The sequence below is a fragment of the Paenibacillus sp. FSL H8-0282 genome (assembly GCF_037963825.1).
In the GTDB taxonomy this organism is placed as follows: Bacteria; Bacillota; Bacilli; order Paenibacillales; family Paenibacillaceae; genus Paenibacillus_AQ; species Paenibacillus_AQ odorifer.
This window is the reverse complement of the sequence record NZ_CP150146.1, coordinates 3,332,144-3,350,351: the sequence shown is the minus strand read 5'-3', so window position 1 is coordinate 3,350,351 and position 18,208 is coordinate 3,332,144. Positions and strand designations below refer to the sequence as shown.

The window sequence follows — 18,208 nt, the reverse complement described above, 5'->3', positions numbered from 1 at the left end:
TACCATCACCATAATCCTTCACCATTTATTTTTCTGGATAACTGATTAGTCGAAACAACCAATATCAAACTAATCACTGAGGATAACAATCCCACTGCGGTCGCCATCCCAAAATATCCCTGCTGCAATCCGTTGCGGATGATATACGTATCCAGTACATCCGCGACCCCTTGATTAGCAGAATTCATCAGCGGATAAATCTGATCCATCCCTACTGAAATCAGGCTTGGGATACTCAGAATTAGCACAATCGATATTGTCGGTAGAATACCCGGGAAGGTGATATGCCGAATCTGGGCTAGCTTTCCTGCACCCTCTACTTTGGCGGATTCATACAATTGCGGATCAATCGTTGTGATCGCAGCCAAATAGAGAATCGTGTTCCAGCCGGTCTCTTTCCACAAGCCGCTTAATATAACCATGGGCCGGAACCACTCCGTGGAACCTAGAAAAAATACAGGATCACCGCCTGCTTTCTCGATGAACTGATTGACCAGCCCACCATCCAATGTCAGAAAAGACTGCAGGATGTAAGCGACTACAATCCATGAGAAAAAATGTGGCAAATAGCTGACCGATTGCACGAATCGCTTAAATACAGGCCGGGTTACCTCGTTAATCACCAGTGCCAGTAGAATCGGTGCCGGGAATCCGAAGATGAACTTAAGCACAGATATATATAACGTATTTTTGACGACAGTTAAAAACTGGGGATCTTGCAGGAAAGAAAAGTTGTCTAATCCCACCCATGTGCTGTTCCAGATCGAGGTGCCAATCTGAAAGTCGCGGAAGGCGACCTGAATCCCTGCCATCGGAATATAGCTGAACAGAAATAGCAACAGCACTCCCGGAAGAATCATTAAATATTGCCATCGGTACTTGTAGAACTTAGCGTACAATTTACATCCCTCCTTGATATTTCTATCATAAGGTGCAGCGGGAACCCTGCCTATATAACAGTGATTGGTTATCTATTGCTCTGATTGGTTCTTTAAAGCGCTTACGTTGTTAGACAAGCTCCGCGCGCACGCAAATAAACGCAGCCTTAAACGGCTGCGTTACATTTTTATGACGAAAGCTAATTATTCGATTCAAATTATTATTGTTAATGTACGGCTTTTTGCCCTACCGGTTGTGAAGCCTTGGAATAGCGGTTCTCTGGCAATGGAATACCGAGATTTCCACGCAGGGTGCTACTTTCGTATTCAGTGCGGAACAGGCCCCGCTCTTGCAGAATCGGCACTACCCGATCGACGAATTCCTCCAGTCCATTAGGAACAGCAGCTGCGATCATAAATCCGTCTGCTCCTCCACCCTCAAACCAGGTTTGAATCTGATCAGCCACTTGCTCAGGTGTGCCAATAAAGCTGCTGCGCGGGGTAGCGGATTGTAAGGCGACCTGTCTTAGTGTTAATCCTCTCTCCTTCGCGTCCTTTTTGATTTTATCCGTGCCGCTCTGAAAACTATTGCGCCCCAACTCACCAAGCTCAGGGAACGGTTCATCCAGCGGATATTGCGAGAAATCATGATGCTCGAAGAATCTGCCCAAATAGTTCAGTGCATTCTCAATCGTCACGAGACCAGCAACCTCCTGATATTTGCGCTCTGCTTCCTCTGATGTGTCGCCAATGATTGGTGCAATACCAGGAAAGATCAGCACCTCATTCGGATCCCGGCCAAATGAAGCTACCCTTGTCTTAACATCGCTATAGAATGCCTGGGCATCTTCTAGCGTTTCGTGGCCAGTGAAGATAGCATCCGCTTCCTTTGAGGCGTAATTTTTACCAACTTCTGAGGAACCTGCCTGAAACACTACTGGCTGCCCCTGCTTCGAACGAGCAATATTGAGCGGTCCTTTCACGGAGAAGAACTCTCCTTGATGGTCCAGGGTATGCATTTTTTGCGGATCGAAGAATACACCTGTTTCTTTGTCTCGAACAAACGCATCATCCTCCCAGGAATCCCATAATCCGCGGGTCACCTGCAAATATTCGGTAGCAATACGGTAACGCTTGCCATGGTCAGGATGCTCTGTTTTGCTATAATTCGAGGCAGAGCCTTCCAGCGGTGAAGTCACCACATTCCAGCCGGCCCGGCCACCGCTGATTACATCCAGTGAGCCGAATTGACGCGCGACGGTAAACGGTTCACTGTAGGAGGTGGACAGGGTACCAACCAGACCGATGTTGGTGCTGACGGCGGCGAGTGCGCTAAGAATGGTCAGCGGTTCAAACCGGTTAAGGAAATGCGGAATGGACTTTTCATTAATGTACAAACCGTCTGCGATGAAGATCAGATCCAGCTTGCCTTCTTCTGCCTTCTGTACCCACGCTTTGTATAATTCAAAGTTTACACTTGCATCCGGCTTAGCATCAGGATGGCGCCACATCGACGTGCTGCCTCCTACTCCATGCAGCAGTGCGCCTAGCTTCAGTTGTTTTGGTTTGGTCATGTTCATTCCTCCTAAAAGTTTTGTGAGCATACGATTCCCAGGTTTTACTTCATGCAAAACTAACTATGAAAGTATTCATTGCACGAACGATGCATTGGCTGCGCCCTGCTTGATTCGCTCAATCTGGCCAAGATGTCTCTCTACATGTGCGGTGAAGCTATGGACGATATCGGAAATTTTAACGTTTTCCCCCTTGAAGTTAACCCCGCTTTTCTCCCAATCCTCTGCGCTGAGTCGTTCAAACAATAGACTGTTATAATAAAGCAGGCTGCGGAACAACTCCAGACTATCGGAAGCACTACCACTATTGGCGTACTGGCCGCTGACCCAAGCGTCCTGATTGAAGACTGGCAGCTGCGCAGTTGTAGCAGCGAGAATATCACGGATACGGAACGAAACCACAATGCTGTGATCAGCTAGATGGGCTAAAACCTCAGTAATACTCCAACTCGTTGGTGCTGCCTTCCATTTCAGCTGTTCCTCTGATAACCCTGCGGTTGCATGCACCAGTTGGTTGTGCGTACTTAAAAAATTGCTAATTTGAACTTTGCTCATTAAATCCCCTCCAAAATAAGGCCTGCTTGCGAATGATCAGGTGTAAAACGTGATAACGCAAAAGGTTGAATGTTGTGGTTGGTAGCTCCACTTGTCGCCAAATCAGCAAGTATTTCACCTACAACACTAGAAAATTTAAAACCATGCCCTGAGAACCCTCCGGCTACCAGCACATTGGAGTGGAGCGGATGGCGGTCAATAATGAAATCTTCATCAGGTGTATGCTCATATTTGCATACAGAGCCTTTAAGTAATCGGCCAGCTGCACCCGGCATGTAAGTCTCCAGTACTCTTCGGAGGTCTTGCTCATCGCTGGCTTCACTGCCAAAGGGAGCAAGTAGTGTGCCTGGTTTCCATTCCAGCCCCGTATCGTGCCGGCCGATCTTCAGACCGGCTCCAGCAATGCTGGGAAAGCCATAATAGCCACCTTCCTCAGCTCCTAGCGTGAAGCCAGGGAAGTTACCGGCTGCAAAAGCAGGTGAGCTCTCAAACCAGCCCACAACTTTGCGGATCGCCTTGATTGGCAAATGCACAAAAGGCGCTAACGCACCAAACCAGGCTCCGGCACTAAGGATAGCTGACGCTCCGTGATAATCGCCGTTTGTTGTATGAACTGTTACACTGCTTTCGCGGGCGGTGATGTTTACTACCGAAGTGTTCGTCAACAGTTCCGCACCCTGTCCAAGGGCAAGCTGGCGGTAGGCGGTGATACAGCGCTCGCTGTACAAATACCCGGCATCCGGTTCATACATTGCTGCGAATGTTTCCGGAATGTTCAATCCCGGCCAGCGCCGCCGGATCTCTCCGGCATCCAGTTGCTGGACCGGCACCTTCCGTATCTTTGCTTCCGCGAGACGACCGCTAAAGGAATACACTGCACTATCTGCGAGATTCAATACACCCGAGCGGACAAGCAGTTCTATTCCGCTCAACTGCTCAGCTTCTTTCCATAAACGATCTGCCCGCAGAGCCAAATCAATGTAGGCGGGATCACCACTGTAAGCATGCCGGATCAGCCGCGTTTCCCCGTGATGGCTTCCCTGTGTATGTGGAGGATCAAAGGCATCAATTAGCAGCGTCTTCACTCCGCGCCTCGCAAGATAGTAACCGGCACTCATGCCCATCGAGCCTGCGCCGACGATAATTACATCGTAAGTGTTATGTTCAGCTATAATTCTGCACCTCCATCGGGACTGTACTGCACTAGGGATCGTACAGCTACATCCGCAAGGAAACGTGCTGCCACAGGGAGTGCGCGTTCATCCAGATTGAAGGCCGGATGATGCCATTCCTGGCTTCCTTCAGTACCTACAAAAACGAACAGTCCGGGTACCACGCGCTGATAGAAGGCGAAATCCTCTCCAGCCAGAGAAAGCTCTGGCTGAATCGCTCGGTAGCCAAGAGCATCGACCGATTCACCTCCAAGCGCTGCTAGGGAGGGATCGTTGATAACCGGAGGTGGCCCTTCTATCCAGCGAACGGTAGCTTCTGCTCCAAGAGCCGCTGCTACACCGACCGCCACTTCCTGAAACCGGTCCAGCACTTTGCTGCGCACCGTTTCATCAAAGGTGCGGATCGTCCCTTCAAGCACCGCTTTTTCGGGGATAATGTTCCATGAATTGCCGCTGTGAATCTGCGTCACACTGACCACCGCACTCTGCAGCGGGCTGACATTGCGACTTACAATGGACTGGAATGCCGTCACAATATGCGAAGCCGCTACAATCGGGTCTATGCCAGCTTCCGGAACGGCAGCATGAGAACTGCCACCCTGCACTTCTATCACAAACCCGTCAGCTGCTGCCATTAAAGGACCACCCTTAATACCGATGGTTCCGACTGGCAGGTCTGGCTTGTTATGCAGCCCGATCACTGCCCGGACGTCTTCTAGTGCCCCGCTAGCAATGATTCGTTGTGCACCCTGCGCCTTCTCCTCGGCTGGTTGGAATAACAGGCGCACCGTTCCCTGTAATTGCTGCTCTCGCTGTTTCAATTGATAGGCGGCACCAATCAAGGCAGCCGTATGGAAATCATGCCCGCAGGCATGCATTTTGCCGGGATATAATGAAGCAAAGGATACTCCGCTTTCCTCCTGGATTGGCAAGGCATCAATATCTGCGCGCAGTGCGATGACCGAACCGGGCTTTTTGCCGCCAATCTCTGCGATCACGCCGGTAGACAGACCGTATTCTACGATCCTGACTCCTGCCCGCTCCAGCAGGGAAATAATATATTCTGTTGTGCCATATTCTTCATTGGACAGTTCCGGGTGCCGGTGCAGATGACGGCGTATCCCGATTAATTCTTCTTCAAGCACTTCCGCACTCAACTCTTTAGCTTTACTTGTCATTTACAGTCACCCTCCTTTACACGATTTCCTGTGTGATACCGAGCCCGCCCGCTTTATGCCTCTGCAGCCACTTCAGCGATTGCTTCGCTCAGTAGCTCAAAGGATCGGAGCCGTTTGTCAAAGGGCTGTACATTCGTCGTTATGATGAACTCCTCGACACCGGATGCCTCTGAAAGTTCCAACAACTGTTCACGGACAGATGATTTTGTTCCCTTGGTAATCTCCGGTTCCAACTCTTCAATCGTGTAGGCTTCATTGCTCTGGCGGGCAAATTCCTCCGCCTGTTCCAAGGTCCCTACTGTCAGCTTCTTCCCGCTCGCCAGTTGAATCCGGATCAGCTTATGCGCACCTGCCAGTTCTTTCGCTCCCTCTTCAGTCTCAGCCACCACTAACGCTAAAGCGATAATGGCTTGCGGTTGTCTGCCCTGTGAAGAAGCGAAACCGCTGCGGTAAGCACGAATGGCATCCAGCGCTACCGCCTTATCGCTGTTAATAAACAGGGAGAATACGTAGGGTAACCCCAGTTCAGCGGCAATTTCCGCGCTGCTTACACTCGCGCCAAGGACATACAACTCAGGAGGAATACCAGGAAGGGGACCTGCCTTCAACCCTGCCAGCGGATGGTTTTCTTCGAGGCGGTTATGTACATACTTTTCCAGCTCGATGATTTTGTCCGTCAGGTCTGGGGTTTCAGCTTTTCCCTGCTGTAGTGCCTGTGTGCTACGTGGGAGTCCACCGGGAGCACGTCCCACACCGAGATCCACTCGTCCAGGAGCCAGTGTAGACAGCACATTGAAGTTCTCCGCTACCTTATACGGGCTGTAATGCTGGAGCATGATGCCACCGGAGCCAATGCAGATTCGCTCTGTTTTAGCCAGAAGATGTGAGATAAGTACTTCCGGGGAAGAGCCGGCTACCTGCTCGGAGTCATGATGCTCCGAAACCCAGAACCGGTGGAATCCAAGCTCTTCGGACAATTGTGCCAGCTTGATCGTATGCTGGAATGCTTCCTCCGGCGTTTCTCCCGGATAGATCGGACTTTGATCAAGTACGCTGATTGTAATAACCATTGTTTTTCCTCCTATATGGAATAGTTAAATTCAGGTGTGATCCGCTTCAGGAACTGCTTCGTTCTTTCTTCGCGCGGATGGTTAAACAGCTCTGCCGGAGTCCCTTCTTCAACAATGACGCCTCCGTCCATAAAAACCACATGATTCGCCACATCGCGAGCAAAGCCCATTTCATGAGTCACCACAATCATTGTGATGCCTTCCTTGGCAATTTTACGGATGACGGCCAGCACCTCACCCACTAACTCTGGGTCCAACGCCGATGTGGGTTCGTCGAACAATATAACCTCCGGCTCGAGCGCCAAGGCACGGGCAATGCCAACCCGCTGCTGCTGGCCTCCGGACAGCTGACTTGGATAGGCGTCCAGCTTGCTGCCAAGACCAACCTTTTCAAGCAGGGCAATACTCCGATTTTTCGCTTCGTCCTTCGGAAGCTTTTTGACAATCAGCAGTCCCTCCATCACGTTCTCCAGCGCGGTTTTATGGCGGAATAAATTGTACTGCTGGAACACCATTGCCGTTTTTTGCCGGAGCAGATGAATCTCCTTTTTGCGGGGATGTTTGCAGTTCACTTTGAAATCGCCGATGGCGATCTCTCCGCTGCTTGGCTTCTCCAGATAATTCACACAGCGTAAAAGTGTCGTTTTGCCTGAGCCGCTGGGACCGAGAATGACGACAACTTCACCCTTCGTCACCGTTAAATCTATATTATTGAGCACCTGATTCCGACCAAATGACTTCGAAATTTGCGCAAGCTTGATCATGCTACTCCACCTCGATTGTACAGATTAATTCTTTTTTCAATCAGCGACGTCACGCGTTCGATTAGGAACGTAAGTCCCCAGAAAATCAGTGCTGCCGCCAGATAAGCCTCAAAAAACTTCCAGTTCGTTGAAGCTACAATTTGCGCCTTAGCATTGATATCCACCACCGAAACGGTAAAAGCAAGGGTAGATCCATGCAGCATACCAATTACCGAATTTGACAGATTAGGCAGACTCGCCGCCAGCGCCTGAGGAAAAACAATCCGCCGCAGTGCCTGGGGTGTGGTCATTCCGATAGAATGGGCAGCTTCCAGCTGACCGCGATCCACAGCAAGCAGACCGGAACGGACGACCTCGGACATATAGGCTCCCGCTGTAATCGAGAACGAAATATAGGCAAAACCGATCATCGGAATGGCTACCGACCTGAAGCTCCAGCCGAACTGCACTGCCAGACCATCGATTAACACGGAAAGCCCAAAATAGATAAGCAAAAGATGCGTCAGCATCGGTGTCCCGCGGATGAACGTAACATAACCGACAGCCAGCGGATACAGCAGCGGAATTCTGTATATCCGGATCAACGCTACAGCCACACCAATCACAAATCCAATGAGTACTGAGACAGCAGTAATAGATAAGGTCACAGGAATTGCACTTAAAATTTGCACCAGAGCAGTCCAGATAAAAGATGGGTCCAGCTTCATAATCCGCTACCTCCTTTACCCGGTCCAAGTTCAGCAATGATGCGGCGGTAGGACCAGCTTTTGTTGATTTTGAACGATTTTTTCTCCGGTGTATTCCGTTTCTCATGCCGCAGCAGCCGGCGTTCTGCTATAAGCAGCAGTTTCTCAATTGTAAAGCTGATAACCAGATAGATTAGCGCAAGCGCGATATACGTTTCAATAAAATGCTGAGTTAAGCTGCCTAGCGTCTGTGCTTTACCTGACATTTCCATCACCCCAAGAGTAAAGGCCAATGACGTATCTTTCAGTAGAGCAATCACCAGATTGGAGAATACCGGAACTGCGATTCCGAGCGCCTGCGGCAGCACGATTCGCGTAAAAGCTTGAAACCCCGTCATCCCTGTAGCATAAGCAGCCTCTACCTGCCCCTTATCCACCGCCATTACAGAAGCCCGGATCATTTCGGACATGTATGCCCCCGTATGCAGCCCGTAAGTAAGAATCACAAAAACAAGCACCGGAGTCCGGGTCATATCGACATGAACCAGCTTCATAATTTCGGGCAGACCATAATAAAACAAGAAGAGCTGGATAAGAATCGGAGTTCCCCGAAAAAAAGAAATATAGATTTCGGAGATGGTTTTTAACACAGGCACTTTATAAAGTCTTGGCAGAGCTACGAGAAAGCCGACAAGAATTCCTGTCAGTAGAGAACAGGCGACAATCAGAAGCGTGGTGCTTAAAGTCCCTAGTAACTTAGGCAAAAACGTAAATACAAAGCTGATATCAAACTGTGCGCCCATATATTCCCCCCCTTCCCGTGCTCACCGGCTCAATCATTTAACCGAATCCGCTGTAACATCCGCACCCAACCATTCCGTACTAAGCTTGCCTAGTGTGCCGTCTGTCTTCAGCTCTTTAATCGCACTGTCAATCGCATCTGACAGCTTTTGTGAATCGGCATCATCCTTACGGAAAACATAGAGAATATCCGCGGATGACAGCTCGTCGCCCGTAGCTTTTAGCTGACTCTGCGGATCAATGATCGGCAGGACAAAATCTGCAGCCAGCGTAGCGTCCACACGCCCAGTACTAATCTGTGCGACGGTATCATTCGCTGCACCATTCTGATACACGATATCAATCGCATTGTCATTCTCTTTATTGTAGTTCTCGAGTATTTGTGCTTGTGCACTCGTTGCACCTACAAGCACCTTTTTCCCTTTGAGATCATCAAGCGATTGGATTGAATTATTATCCTTTGCCACTACAATGCGGTTTCTCCAGTGGGCATAGGCTTCTTTGTTAAATGAGTATTTCAGCTCCCGTTCCGGATTTTTCTCCATGACATGGGCGACCAAATCGATTTTTTTGGTTTCCAGGCTCAGCAGCAGATTGCTGAAATCCATGGTTTGAAATTCGAATTCATATTCTGGCAGCTGCTTATCGATTTCTTTGAGCAGTTCCACATCAAATCCGGTGAGTTTGCCGTTCTCATCTATGAAGCAGACTTTCGGAAAAGCAGTACCCGTGCCCACAATGATCTTAGTTACCTTTGCCGAATCCTTTGCCGGTGCCGCAGCTTCTGCTGCATTTCCATTCTGATTGCTGCTAGCGCTGTTACTGTTGTTTCCGCAGCCGGCAATCGCCAGTGTCAATACCGATGCAAATACTAGTGAAATGGACTTTTTCATTGTTTTATCCCCTTTGAATGAACTGTGGTTTGTCTGTAAGTGTTTTTTTCATCAGATACATAATGCCGTCACCGTTCTGCTGATCCAGTTCTAAAAACCGTTCGTACCCCCGGCGTTCATACATTTGAACCAACCACGGATGTTTCTTCGCCGTTGCCAGCGTGACTGCAGCCGAACCTAACTGTCCAGCAATAATGTTCTCTTCCACCCAATCCAAAAGTTTTCCACCATAACCTTTGTTACTGTAATCTGGATGAGCAGCAAACCATTTGATAAAAGGCAGTGGGCTAATCTTCTTAATCTCTTCTTCCTTTGAAAGGGTTATGGTTGCAACTATCGTTCCGTCAACTTCAAGCACATAACACTCATTAGTAGCTATATTGTCTTCAATAAGCGCCAAGTCGGCTGTGGCCGCCGGCCAATGCAGCCCGAGTTCACGAATCAGCTGATAGGCACGATATGTAACATCTAGCAATTGCTCCGCATCCTTCAGTTCTGCCAGCCTGAATACCTCACTCATCACATGCCCTCCAGCCTTTCGGAAATTAATTTAATAATCCCTATCGAAATAGTCGTGATTATATGCAATTAACTTTATCACTGCATGTGTCCACGCGCTAATAGAGTTTTTTAATACATCTATACAATTAGTCGATCTCCCACTTTACCAATCCCCAGTTCAAGCAAGGTTTCGATGAATTCTGCGTTTTCTCCATTCAATGAAATCAGGCTGGTTCGCAAGGAGATGCCTTCCGTCTCCGCAATATCCACCCGGATCAGCGACCCCGTCGCCACTTCCTCTTGCACACTGAGGGCGGGAAGGAAACAGATGCCTGCTTTTTTCAATACCAGCTTTTTGGCTGTCTCCAGGTTATCTACCTGATATTCAATCTTCGGTGGCTGTTCCATACTCTCAAATACACGATGCAGCCGCATCCAATCCAAAGATCCGCATTCAAAAAAAACCAACGTCTCCTGGCGGATATCCTCCAGTGAAGCCCGCTGTGCTTTAGCAAAGCGGTGTCCCTCATGTACATACAGTGAGATGGGGTCCTCGCAGAATGGAAAGGTTTGAATTGCCGGATTTACGACCTTACGGATAAAAGCCAAATCAAGCTCTTTCGATTTTAACTTTTCAGTCAATACTTCCGTAGAAGCTGTCATAAGCTTGATTGTGATATGAGGATATCTGCGCTTTAAATGAAGCATCAGATGGGGCATTAAATAATTGGAAACCGAGACCGTACTGCCGATTCTCAGTTCATTTGGAATGTGTCCCTTAGCCTGAACCTGATATTTACCGTTCTGATAGATCTGGAGAATCTGCTGGGCATAGGGTAGAAACTGTTTACCTTTATCCGTCAGGTTAATCTGCTTCCCCAACCGATCAAACACTTTGCAATCCAGTTCCCTTTCTAGCGATTGAATCCGGGCCGTTACTGTCGGCTGTGAGATATATAGGACTTCGGCCGCTTTATTGAAGCTTCCATAATGATTGATGTAGACAAAGGCCTCAATATTTTCAATGTTCATCCCTAATCCCCCTATGCTTTTATTAATTTTACTATTCCGATGAAAAAACAATGAATTATAGCGATGCTTTCCTATAGATTTTGTTTATATCTTAGTCATCGCCCTATTTTTTGTCAACAATTAATTCCGTGTAAATCAATCGGATTTTGAATCAAACGTTATGTTTATTTCATATAGAACTTTTCTATTCCTATATCAGAATTATAAAACACCTCTTATTCCACTGGGAATTATCATATATAATAATTTCATTCGAATGAACATTACATTTGTCTGAAAGGGGATAGCGAAAACATGTCACAAAAGATCATTATCCGTGAAGCTGAGAATAAAGATTGTAATGCTATCGCCGAAGTGCTGTTAGATGCATACCATCAATATTCGGAGATCATGCCTGAGCCGTTGTGGCTGGAGTATCGAAAATCGCTTCTTGATTCCGTTCATGGTGATACTCCGCTCGTACGGATCATCGCTGAAATCGACAAGAAAATCGTTGGTAGCGCACTCTTGTTCAGCTCCTCGGAAACGGCTTACGGGAAACCGGAGCTCGGGATTCACTCCCCTATCCTACGTCTGCTAGCCGTATCTCCATCCGCTCGTGGTCTTGGCGTTGCAACCCTTCTGATTCGCGATGCTGCACGGAGATCACTACAGTTGGGTGCCACCACCTTGAACCTGCACACCTCGGAAATGATGTCTTCAGCCATCAAACTGTACCAGCGCTTAGGCTTTAATCGTGCGTATGAGACTGATCTTATGAATGGCGAAACCCTGGTTCAAGGCTTCCGGCTAGACCTGCTGTCCTCCGTTCATTCTACAGCGGGACAAATATAGAATTCGAGAATTCTTAAATATTTGTCTTTTAAATATAAAAAGAAGCCTCGGAAAGCTTACCCAATGATCTTGTGTGATCGTTACGGTGAACTCCCGAGGCTTCTTTATTTTTCTTTTTTATAAGTAATTTCTTTAAAACTCACAGTGATTTTTCCCGTATTATCGGCATCGCCCATTCGAAGATCTGTAGTAACGGTAGCACTGGAAGGGATGGACGAAAAGCTTGCCCCCTTCTGCTTCTTTTTTACATCATAGAGATAATAAGAAACATCCTTAACATTAAGCCCTACATTATCCTTGTGTATAAGTTCTACAGTATAGGATTTTATCACGGCTACATTAGCGTCCATCCACCCCACAACTTCAATAGCTGTATCTTCATGGTTGCCTTCAGTCTTAATGGAGCCGATGGAAAGACCATCCTGATTATAAAAATTAATTTTTTGTGCAGCTATTTTCAGATAATCGATATCGATGTCAAGAATTCGGTTTTCGTTGATCTCTGCTGAATCCATCCAGGCAACCGTGCCCGCGGGGTTCCACTTTATTTTCTCAGAAGGTACATATTGCTCTTGTGGTAACGGAACAGTACGAAGAGAAACTCCTTTATTATCGTAAAAGGTTAATTCGCCGCTCTCATCATCATGTACAAATCTTTTAAAAGTTGGTGAGAGGAACAGGGATGGCGCCCCGGTCGTCGAATGTGGGATTACGCGATATTTCAGAAGATGGACATCGTCCTTTCCCGTTTTCAGATCAAAGATCCATACATTGCCGAGATAACTCTGCATAAACAATTTTTGCTCATCAGCTTTCCATTGAAATTTATAAATGTAATCATAATCATCAGAAAGCGGCCAGAAGTTTTCCCGAAGTCGTTCAATCTTTCCTGTAAGAACATTATATGAGGACAAATGATATTGCCCAGCTTTTTTCGTCACATCCGATTCCAGAAATAATAGATGATCCTCATCCAGCGGGATTAGCATATTATAGTTGCTCATAAAAGCATTATTCCATAGATTATTGGAATCGTTGAGCTCGTCACTCCATTTCACCTTTACCTCATCCGTAGCAGGATCATGGGCTAATAAAGCGTTGACAGCATTATGGTCGCCATAGAAAAGATGAATGGTATGATAAGAGATCCCTTGCAGTTCAACTACTGCTCCACCGTTTAACAGATAGTTATTTTCGGATAGGCCAACCGGTTTGGCCACCAGATCTCCAATAGAGTTCCGTTCTGTATTAAACTCCAAACCATTAAATTTTGCTTCCGAGAACAGAATCTTCTTTAACTCGGCAGTTGATTCCTTAGTAAGTGTGTAGCCTGTATCCGTTTTGTTCACATTCATTAACATGCCTTGCTCGCTTGTCTCGTTAATCCATAAATGAAAGGCATATTTATTATTATCTGAAATTAGAACGATATCGTAGTTAGGCGTTGCGGTATTTAAATTCCCTGGTATTTGTTCAGCAGTACGGATGGCTCGGACGAAAGTATCTATGGTTTCATGATCTGTGTATTCATCCTTTATGTTAGCATTCACTGAACCATGTGCTAGAGCGTTTGCTAATGTGATTCGCTTGATGGTCTCATCTAATTTTAGATTATCTGATTCTACTTGTTGTTCAGTTGATTGAAATAAGGTAAGCAAAGCAGCCTTATCCGTTTCAGATAACTTGTAATGCCCATTTACTCCTGATTTGGTGAAAAGACCATTATTATTGCCCATAATCCAGAATGAGAATTTTTCGTTTTCTTTACTCTTCAATTCAACAGTAACCTCATAATCAGGTGCTGCAATATCAAGCTTCGCGTTGTCATACTCAGCAGTATGTATAGCTTTATTGAAACGTTCTATTAGCTTTTGGTCCGTTATGGTTATTAATCCGCCGCTATCATTATGGATTGTAATGGAGTCCACAGAACTCAGATCGATTAGCTTTTTATTCGCTTTATCTTTACTCCCTGTATTGGCACATCCAACAAAGATTATTGAAATAACTGCTAAAAGGGCTAGTAGATTTAACTTTTTCATATAGGCTCCCCCTTCTTATTCTCTCTTCTTTGACGCCGGATAGAGGATAAAGTTGCAAAAAATGAGATTTTACACCTATTTAAAAAGATCTAATTAAGCCAAATCTAGCCTGTAACCATTGGATCTGATTCTTGGCCTGAACAAAAGTACAGTGTTTGTAGCGATAAAAAAAGCCACCGCACAGGCCTGTTCTCCTGTAAGGCAGCTTCTTCTTTATCTCATTATATCTTTTACAGCACCCGTCAGTACACCAATAACTTCTTGCTCGGAGGCCAGCGGAGAGTCTCCTTCTACTGTGTGGGCTAGCATTCCGGCCGCGGCCGCAAAGGCTACAGTATGCTGAGGATCAAAACCTTCCAGCTCACCATGAATTATACCACTGGCATAAGCATCTCCAGCCCCGACTCTATCAAGCACCGGAAAGCTTAAGGTCTCGGAATATGCGAAGCGACCGGATTTGAAGATATAACCGCGCAATGAATGGCGGTTATCATCATGGATGGACCGATGCGTTCCTGCTACCGTACTTAGACTGTAGCGTGAAGCTACTGTGGGAATCAGCTCCTGAAGTTGTTCTTCTCTTGAAGTTCCTTCGGGCTTCATACCAAGGATTAGCATTGCGTCTTTTTCATTCATCAGCACGATGTCGGCCAAATGCAGCATGTCTTCGTAATGGGAGCGCGCCAGCTCATAGCCTCTCTCCCCCCAGAGCGATGGGCGGTAATTGCAGTCAAAAACGACTAGACCACCGTGTTGCTTAACCGTTTTTGCATAAGTTTTCATCGCTTTTCGCACATCATCGTTCATTGCCAGTGTTATCCCGCAGAAATGAACAGCATCCGCGAGGTCTGCCAGCTCTGCGAATGGATAAGTACCCGGAGGAGCAGTATTGAAGCTGCTCTCCGGGCGACCGGAATAAGTCACTCGGGAGGGGCGAGCCCCGAATCCGTTTTCAAGAAAGTACATCCCTATACTTGAGCCCCCGCGTTGGATATGCTCCGGCTGGATGCCCAGTCGCCGAAGATAGGCTGTTGCTGCGTCACCAATAGGATTCGCAGGCAGTCTGGACACCAAAGTCCCCCGATGTCCGTATCGGGACAATGCGGACAGTACATTGACTCCGGTGCCGGAGAACGAATACTTCAGCAGGTTACCCTGAGATAACAGTTCAAAGCCCGGTACCTGTAGCCGCATCATTATTTCACCAAAAGCGGCGATATGTTTAGGCATATTGATCTGCCAGCTTTTTCATCGTCCGATACAGCTGTTGTATGTCCGCCACTCTCGTTCTTCCGCTCTGCGGATCGATGATCGATGTATAGACATGGGGAATCACCTGCGGCACTCCCGCTTCCAATATAATAGACAAGATCTCTTCAAAGTTGTCCAGATCGATACCGCCGGTCGGCTCCAGCGCAAAACCCTCTTCCGCACAGGCTTTGGCCACAGCGATTAGCTCCGCTTTACGGCTCAGCCCCTGCATCGGAAAATACTTTAAAGCATTTCCGCCCATATCCCGAACCAATGCAATCGCCGCATTTACGGGAATTACAGCGGGTACAGATTGTGCCGCACTGGCCGGGCCGGTGGAGATATTCACAAAACCAGGTTGTCCCGTTGGTGCGATCATGCTGTTAATCCAACTATCTTTCGCTCCAAGGTTAGCACGGGTCGCACCAACTGCTGGGAATACCTGATTAATGTGGCTGCCAGCATAGGATTTGACAATCTCTGCAACAACAGCAGCTTGCCGATTATCACCCGTACCTAGTCCTATTGATACCGCACCGTCAATTTCCCGCCCATATGCCTCCATCGCCTGCACGGCTTCTTCTACCGTTGCATAGTCTTTAGACAATACACCGACCAGTACATAACCTTCGGCAGCAGCAAACACCTCTTTGGCATTTTCTATATCCTTAGCCAATACGTTTAAGGCCACCCGACCTTTATAGAACCGCTTGTTAATTTCAGACATTGCTTGCCCCTCCTGTCAATTCCCTTATCCTCGCTGTAATCATTTCTATGTCATCACCCATTAGCGGACGCGGGTCAATATCAAAATAACCTTGCCTTACCCCATAGTCTCTAGTGTAAATAGCCACTTCACCTTGTTGAAGCTGCTGGGACAGCTCAAGTGCTGTTATTGCGCACTGATTCGGGTCCACATGGATGCGTCCACGGTAAATCGCCCGGCCTGCTTCATCCTGCACGATAGTTACCCGAATTCCGGGAAGCCCATCGAGCGGCATCAGCAATTGGAGCGTAGCTTTTTCCTTTTCGCTTGTATCCTGTTTGTGAGCATATTCATCCAACGCTTGCATCAGGCCGAAGGATGTTTCCTTACCAACCTTCATGCTGCGTCCAATGCCGTGAAGCTGCACTTTTAGCCATTCAATATAAAGACGTTTTCCCGCCACAAGTCCGGATGTTGGACCTTCTATAGCTTTGGAGCCACTATAAATGACCAGATCGGATATTTGCACGTATTTCTGCAGATCCTCTTCCGCTGCAGCATCTACAATAAGCGGGACGTTATGAGTTTGAGCCACAGCCCAAGCTTCCTCTACAGAGATCATATTCTTCTGAACGGCATGATGAGATTTGACATACAAGATAGCCGCAGTCTGATCCGAGATCGCAGCAGCCAAATGCTCCGCCCGTCCTTCATTGGCATAACCTGCTTCCACCACTTTACCGCCGCCGAGATAAACCATGGTTTCCACTGGTGCACCGTATTGTACGTTATGACCTTTTAACATCACAATTTCATTTCTAAAAATGCTATCCTGATGGAGCCGTAGACTTGTACGAATATTACCGCGGGTTACCAGCGCCGCCACGGATAAAGCAATTCCACTGGAAGCCGAGTTCACGATCACCGCTGCTTCAGAACCTGTATGACGTGCAACATAATCCCCCGCTTTATCCACCAAATCGGCGATTTCCACATAACTCTGTCCGCCTTGACGCATAGCTTCCATCACCGTATCGGTCGGTGCCGATACCCCGAGGATGCTCATCCGGCCGCTTGCATTAATAACTCTTTTCAGGCCGTATTTCGCATTCCATGTATTTGTCACCTATGATCACTCCTATTGCTTGAATGGTTTGCTGTGCTACCCGGCGTTCCCCCTCAGAATCTACCAGTTCAATCTTCTTATCCGTCACACGAAAAAGGGTCAGATTCGCCTTGTTATTGATCCGAATCTCCCCAAGTTCCGGGCGTCCCAGCCACTGGGCTGCTCTGCTTGTCACCCGTGCAATTGTATCTTCAAGGGAATATCCCAGTGCAAGGAATTTGTTCAACAGATTCGCCATGGAGTAGACGGGACCATTGATACGGTTGCCTCTGTATATGTCTGTGCTGATCGTATCCGGATCAATACCGTTTTGTTTGGCCGCCTCGGCCACAGCGAACGAGAAGCTAGCCGTACCATGTCCCACATCCAAGTGAACTCCACGCTCAATAGCATCTCTCAGCACTTGGAGCGGTCGATTCTCCTTATCGAACAAATTGTTGCTTTTACCATTTAGATAATGGGTTATCACGTCGTTGCGTTGAAGTAGCGGTAAAACCTCACGGATATCCGGCGGTGCGGAGCCTATATGTACCATCAGCGGCAGCCCGGTCTTTTCCGAAAGCTCCAGTGCATGTTGAAGCGGTTGAATGCCATTGTCACCCACTACGCTTTTGCTGATTCTGGCCTTCAAGCCTACGATAAATTCAGGATAAGCAACTACCGCCTGAAGCACCTTTTCATGATCAATCCACTCTAGTTGGGACAACTCGTCAATTCGCATCAGGCCAATCTTTGAAATGTTAAGAAAAGCAAGCAGTTGCGTTGCCGACTTTTTCCCCGCCTCTGCCAGCTCACCAATACGCTCCGCTCCGCAGCTACCTGCGTCCACGAGCGTAGTCACGCCACATTTGATTCCGATTTCATCGATCTCGTCTCCATACGGATTCAATTCTGCAAACGCATGTACATGCAAGTCGATCCAGCCGCTAGAGACATACGCCCCATTGGCTTCCACGACCTTGAAACCATGGTCTTCGGCGGTGCCTCGGGGAACAATCTGGACTACGTTGCCATCAGCTATGACAATGTCCACTTCCGCTCCATTCAGGACTTTCGCCCGGCGGAGGAGCAAACGTTCTGCTGTCATCGTCACACCTTCTTTCCAAATTCAGAACATTACCGTCCTAGGTCTTTCCCGCACAATC

General features: G+C 47.6%; 18 protein-coding genes. 1 reads left to right on the top strand and 17 read right to left on the bottom strand.

All coding sequences use genetic code 11. The features are described from left to right. Positions 1–5: 5 nt before the first annotated feature. The 12 genes from NST94_RS14760 to NST94_RS14705 all read right to left on the bottom strand — a co-directional run bounded on the left by NST94_RS14760 (position 6) and on the right by NST94_RS14705 (position 11,104). Positions 6–899, bottom strand: coding sequence for an ABC transporter permease subunit (locus NST94_RS14760; protein WP_081383282.1), 894 nt, complete (start codon positions 897–899; stop codon positions 6–8). Between the two features lie 206 nt (positions 900–1,105). Then, the gene (locus NST94_RS14755) at positions 1,106–2,452 is read right to left on the bottom strand and encodes an LLM class flavin-dependent oxidoreductase (RefSeq protein ID WP_076125544.1); all 1,347 of its coding nucleotides are present in this window, start codon (positions 2,450–2,452) and stop codon (positions 1,106–1,108) included. A 75-nt stretch (positions 2,453–2,527) separates the two neighbouring features. Continuing rightward, entirely contained in the window at positions 2,528–3,007 is a 480-nt protein-coding gene (locus NST94_RS14750; protein WP_076184634.1) for a DinB family protein, read from the bottom strand. Beyond that, positions 3,007–4,179 carry an N-methyl-L-tryptophan oxidase gene (gene solA / locus NST94_RS14745; RefSeq protein ID WP_280753004.1) on the bottom strand — a complete coding sequence of 391 codons (1,173 nt, stop codon included), beginning with the start codon at positions 4,177–4,179 and terminating at the stop codon, positions 3,007–3,009. Before solA ends, NST94_RS14750 begins: the two co-directional genes overlap by 1 nt. Continuing rightward, the gene (locus tag NST94_RS14740) at positions 4,176–5,357 is read right to left on the bottom strand and encodes an amidohydrolase (protein ID WP_280752971.1); all 1,182 of its coding nucleotides are present in this window, start codon (positions 5,355–5,357) and stop codon (positions 4,176–4,178) included. Before NST94_RS14740 ends, solA begins: the two co-directional genes overlap by 4 nt. A 53-nt stretch (positions 5,358–5,410) precedes the next feature. Further along, positions 5,411–6,427, bottom strand: coding sequence for an LLM class flavin-dependent oxidoreductase (locus tag NST94_RS14735; RefSeq protein ID WP_339282107.1), 1,017 nt, complete (start codon positions 6,425–6,427; stop codon positions 5,411–5,413). Positions 6,428–6,438: 11 nt separating this feature from the next. Continuing rightward, a complete protein-coding gene (locus NST94_RS14730) occupies positions 6,439–7,191 on the bottom strand; it encodes an amino acid ABC transporter ATP-binding protein (protein ID WP_076125552.1) in 753 nt (250 codons plus the stop codon). Then, positions 7,188–7,898, bottom strand: a complete 711-nt coding sequence (locus NST94_RS14725) for an amino acid ABC transporter permease (RefSeq protein WP_339282106.1) — start codon at positions 7,896–7,898, stop codon at positions 7,188–7,190. The genes NST94_RS14730 and NST94_RS14725 overlap by 4 nt, the downstream gene beginning before the upstream one ends. Next, positions 7,895–8,680, bottom strand: coding sequence for an amino acid ABC transporter permease (locus NST94_RS14720; protein ID WP_248548281.1), 786 nt, complete (start codon positions 8,678–8,680; stop codon positions 7,895–7,897). The genes NST94_RS14725 and NST94_RS14720 overlap by 4 nt, the downstream gene beginning before the upstream one ends. A 33-nt stretch (positions 8,681–8,713) precedes the next feature. Further along, a complete protein-coding gene (locus tag NST94_RS14715) occupies positions 8,714–9,571 on the bottom strand; it encodes a transporter substrate-binding domain-containing protein (RefSeq protein WP_076125557.1) in 858 nt (285 codons plus the stop codon). 4 nt (positions 9,572–9,575) lie between these two features. Continuing rightward, positions 9,576–10,091 (bottom strand): GNAT family N-acetyltransferase, encoded by a 516-nt coding sequence (locus NST94_RS14710; RefSeq protein ID WP_339282105.1) that lies wholly within the window; start codon positions 10,089–10,091, stop codon positions 9,576–9,578. A 119-nt stretch (positions 10,092–10,210) separates the two neighbouring features. Next, positions 10,211–11,104, bottom strand: coding sequence for a LysR family transcriptional regulator (locus tag NST94_RS14705; RefSeq protein WP_076309429.1), 894 nt, complete (start codon positions 11,102–11,104; stop codon positions 10,211–10,213). Positions 11,105–11,398: 294 nt separating this feature from the next. On the opposite strand from NST94_RS14705, the gene NST94_RS14700 reads away from it, so the two are divergent. Continuing rightward, positions 11,399–11,938 carry a GNAT family N-acetyltransferase gene (locus NST94_RS14700; protein WP_248548279.1) on the top strand — a complete coding sequence of 180 codons (540 nt, stop codon included), beginning with the start codon at positions 11,399–11,401 and terminating at the stop codon, positions 11,936–11,938. 104 nt (positions 11,939–12,042) lie between these two features. On the opposite strand, the gene NST94_RS14695 is transcribed toward NST94_RS14700, so the two are convergent. From NST94_RS14695 to NST94_RS14675, 5 genes are all read right to left on the bottom strand, one after another. Continuing rightward, positions 12,043–13,980 (bottom strand): hypothetical protein, encoded by a 1,938-nt coding sequence (locus NST94_RS14695; protein WP_248548278.1) that lies wholly within the window; start codon positions 13,978–13,980, stop codon positions 12,043–12,045. A 213-nt stretch (positions 13,981–14,193) separates the two neighbouring features. After that, on the bottom strand, positions 14,194–15,210 hold the full coding sequence (locus NST94_RS14690; RefSeq protein ID WP_076309427.1) for a sugar kinase: 1,017 nt from the start codon (positions 15,208–15,210) through the stop codon (positions 14,194–14,196). Continuing rightward, positions 15,203–15,958 carry a KDGP aldolase family protein gene (locus NST94_RS14685; protein WP_339282104.1) on the bottom strand — a complete coding sequence of 252 codons (756 nt, stop codon included), beginning with the start codon at positions 15,956–15,958 and terminating at the stop codon, positions 15,203–15,205. Before NST94_RS14685 ends, NST94_RS14690 begins: the two co-directional genes overlap by 8 nt. Further along, the gene (locus tag NST94_RS14680) at positions 15,951–17,063 is read right to left on the bottom strand and encodes a DgaE family pyridoxal phosphate-dependent ammonia lyase (protein WP_076125569.1); all 1,113 of its coding nucleotides are present in this window, start codon (positions 17,061–17,063) and stop codon (positions 15,951–15,953) included. The genes NST94_RS14685 and NST94_RS14680 overlap by 8 nt, the downstream gene beginning before the upstream one ends. Then, positions 17,017–18,150 carry an amidohydrolase/deacetylase family metallohydrolase gene (locus NST94_RS14675; protein ID WP_076317046.1) on the bottom strand — a complete coding sequence of 378 codons (1,134 nt, stop codon included), beginning with the start codon at positions 18,148–18,150 and terminating at the stop codon, positions 17,017–17,019. The genes NST94_RS14680 and NST94_RS14675 overlap by 47 nt, the downstream gene beginning before the upstream one ends. Between the last annotated feature and the right edge of the window lie 58 nt (positions 18,151–18,208).

Excerpts from the sequence above, each read along its gene's own strand:
- NST94_RS14735 (WP_339282107.1), bottom strand. The coding sequence starts at position 6,427 with ATGGTTATTACAATCAGCGTACTTGATCAAAGTCCGATCTATCCGGGA.
- NST94_RS14715 (WP_076125557.1), bottom strand. The coding sequence starts at position 9,571 with ATGAAAAAGTCCATTTCACTAGTATTTGCATCGGTATTGACACTGGCG.
- NST94_RS14725 (WP_339282106.1), bottom strand. The coding sequence starts at position 7,898 with ATGAAGCTGGACCCATCTTTTATCTGGACTGCTCTGGTGCAAATTTTA.
- NST94_RS14720 (WP_248548281.1), bottom strand. The coding sequence starts at position 8,680 with ATGGGCGCACAGTTTGATATCAGCTTTGTATTTACGTTTTTGCCTAAG.
- NST94_RS14685 (WP_339282104.1), bottom strand. The coding sequence starts at position 15,958 with ATGTCTGAAATTAACAAGCGGTTCTATAAAGGTCGGGTGGCCTTAAAC.
- NST94_RS14740 (WP_280752971.1), bottom strand. The coding sequence starts at position 5,357 with ATGACAAGTAAAGCTAAAGAGTTGAGTGCGGAAGTGCTTGAAGAAGAA.
- NST94_RS14700 (WP_248548279.1), top strand. The coding sequence starts at position 11,399 with ATGTCACAAAAGATCATTATCCGTGAAGCTGAGAATAAAGATTGTAAT.
- NST94_RS14690 (WP_076309427.1), bottom strand. The coding sequence starts at position 15,210 with ATGCCTAAACATATCGCCGCTTTTGGTGAAATAATGATGCGGCTACAG.
- NST94_RS14705 (WP_076309429.1), bottom strand. The coding sequence starts at position 11,104 with ATGAACATTGAAAATATTGAGGCCTTTGTCTACATCAATCATTATGGA.
- NST94_RS14710 (WP_339282105.1), bottom strand. The coding sequence starts at position 10,091 with ATGAGTGAGGTATTCAGGCTGGCAGAACTGAAGGATGCGGAGCAATTG.
- NST94_RS14750 (WP_076184634.1), bottom strand. The coding sequence starts at position 3,007 with ATGAGCAAAGTTCAAATTAGCAATTTTTTAAGTACGCACAACCAACTG.
- NST94_RS14675 (WP_076317046.1), bottom strand. The coding sequence starts at position 18,150 with ATGACAGCAGAACGTTTGCTCCTCCGCCGGGCGAAAGTCCTGAATGGA.
- NST94_RS14730 (WP_076125552.1), bottom strand. The coding sequence starts at position 7,191 with ATGATCAAGCTTGCGCAAATTTCGAAGTCATTTGGTCGGAATCAGGTG.
- NST94_RS14755 (WP_076125544.1), bottom strand. The coding sequence starts at position 2,452 with ATGACCAAACCAAAACAACTGAAGCTAGGCGCACTGCTGCATGGAGTA.
- NST94_RS14695 (WP_248548278.1), bottom strand. The coding sequence starts at position 13,980 with ATGAAAAAGTTAAATCTACTAGCCCTTTTAGCAGTTATTTCAATAATC.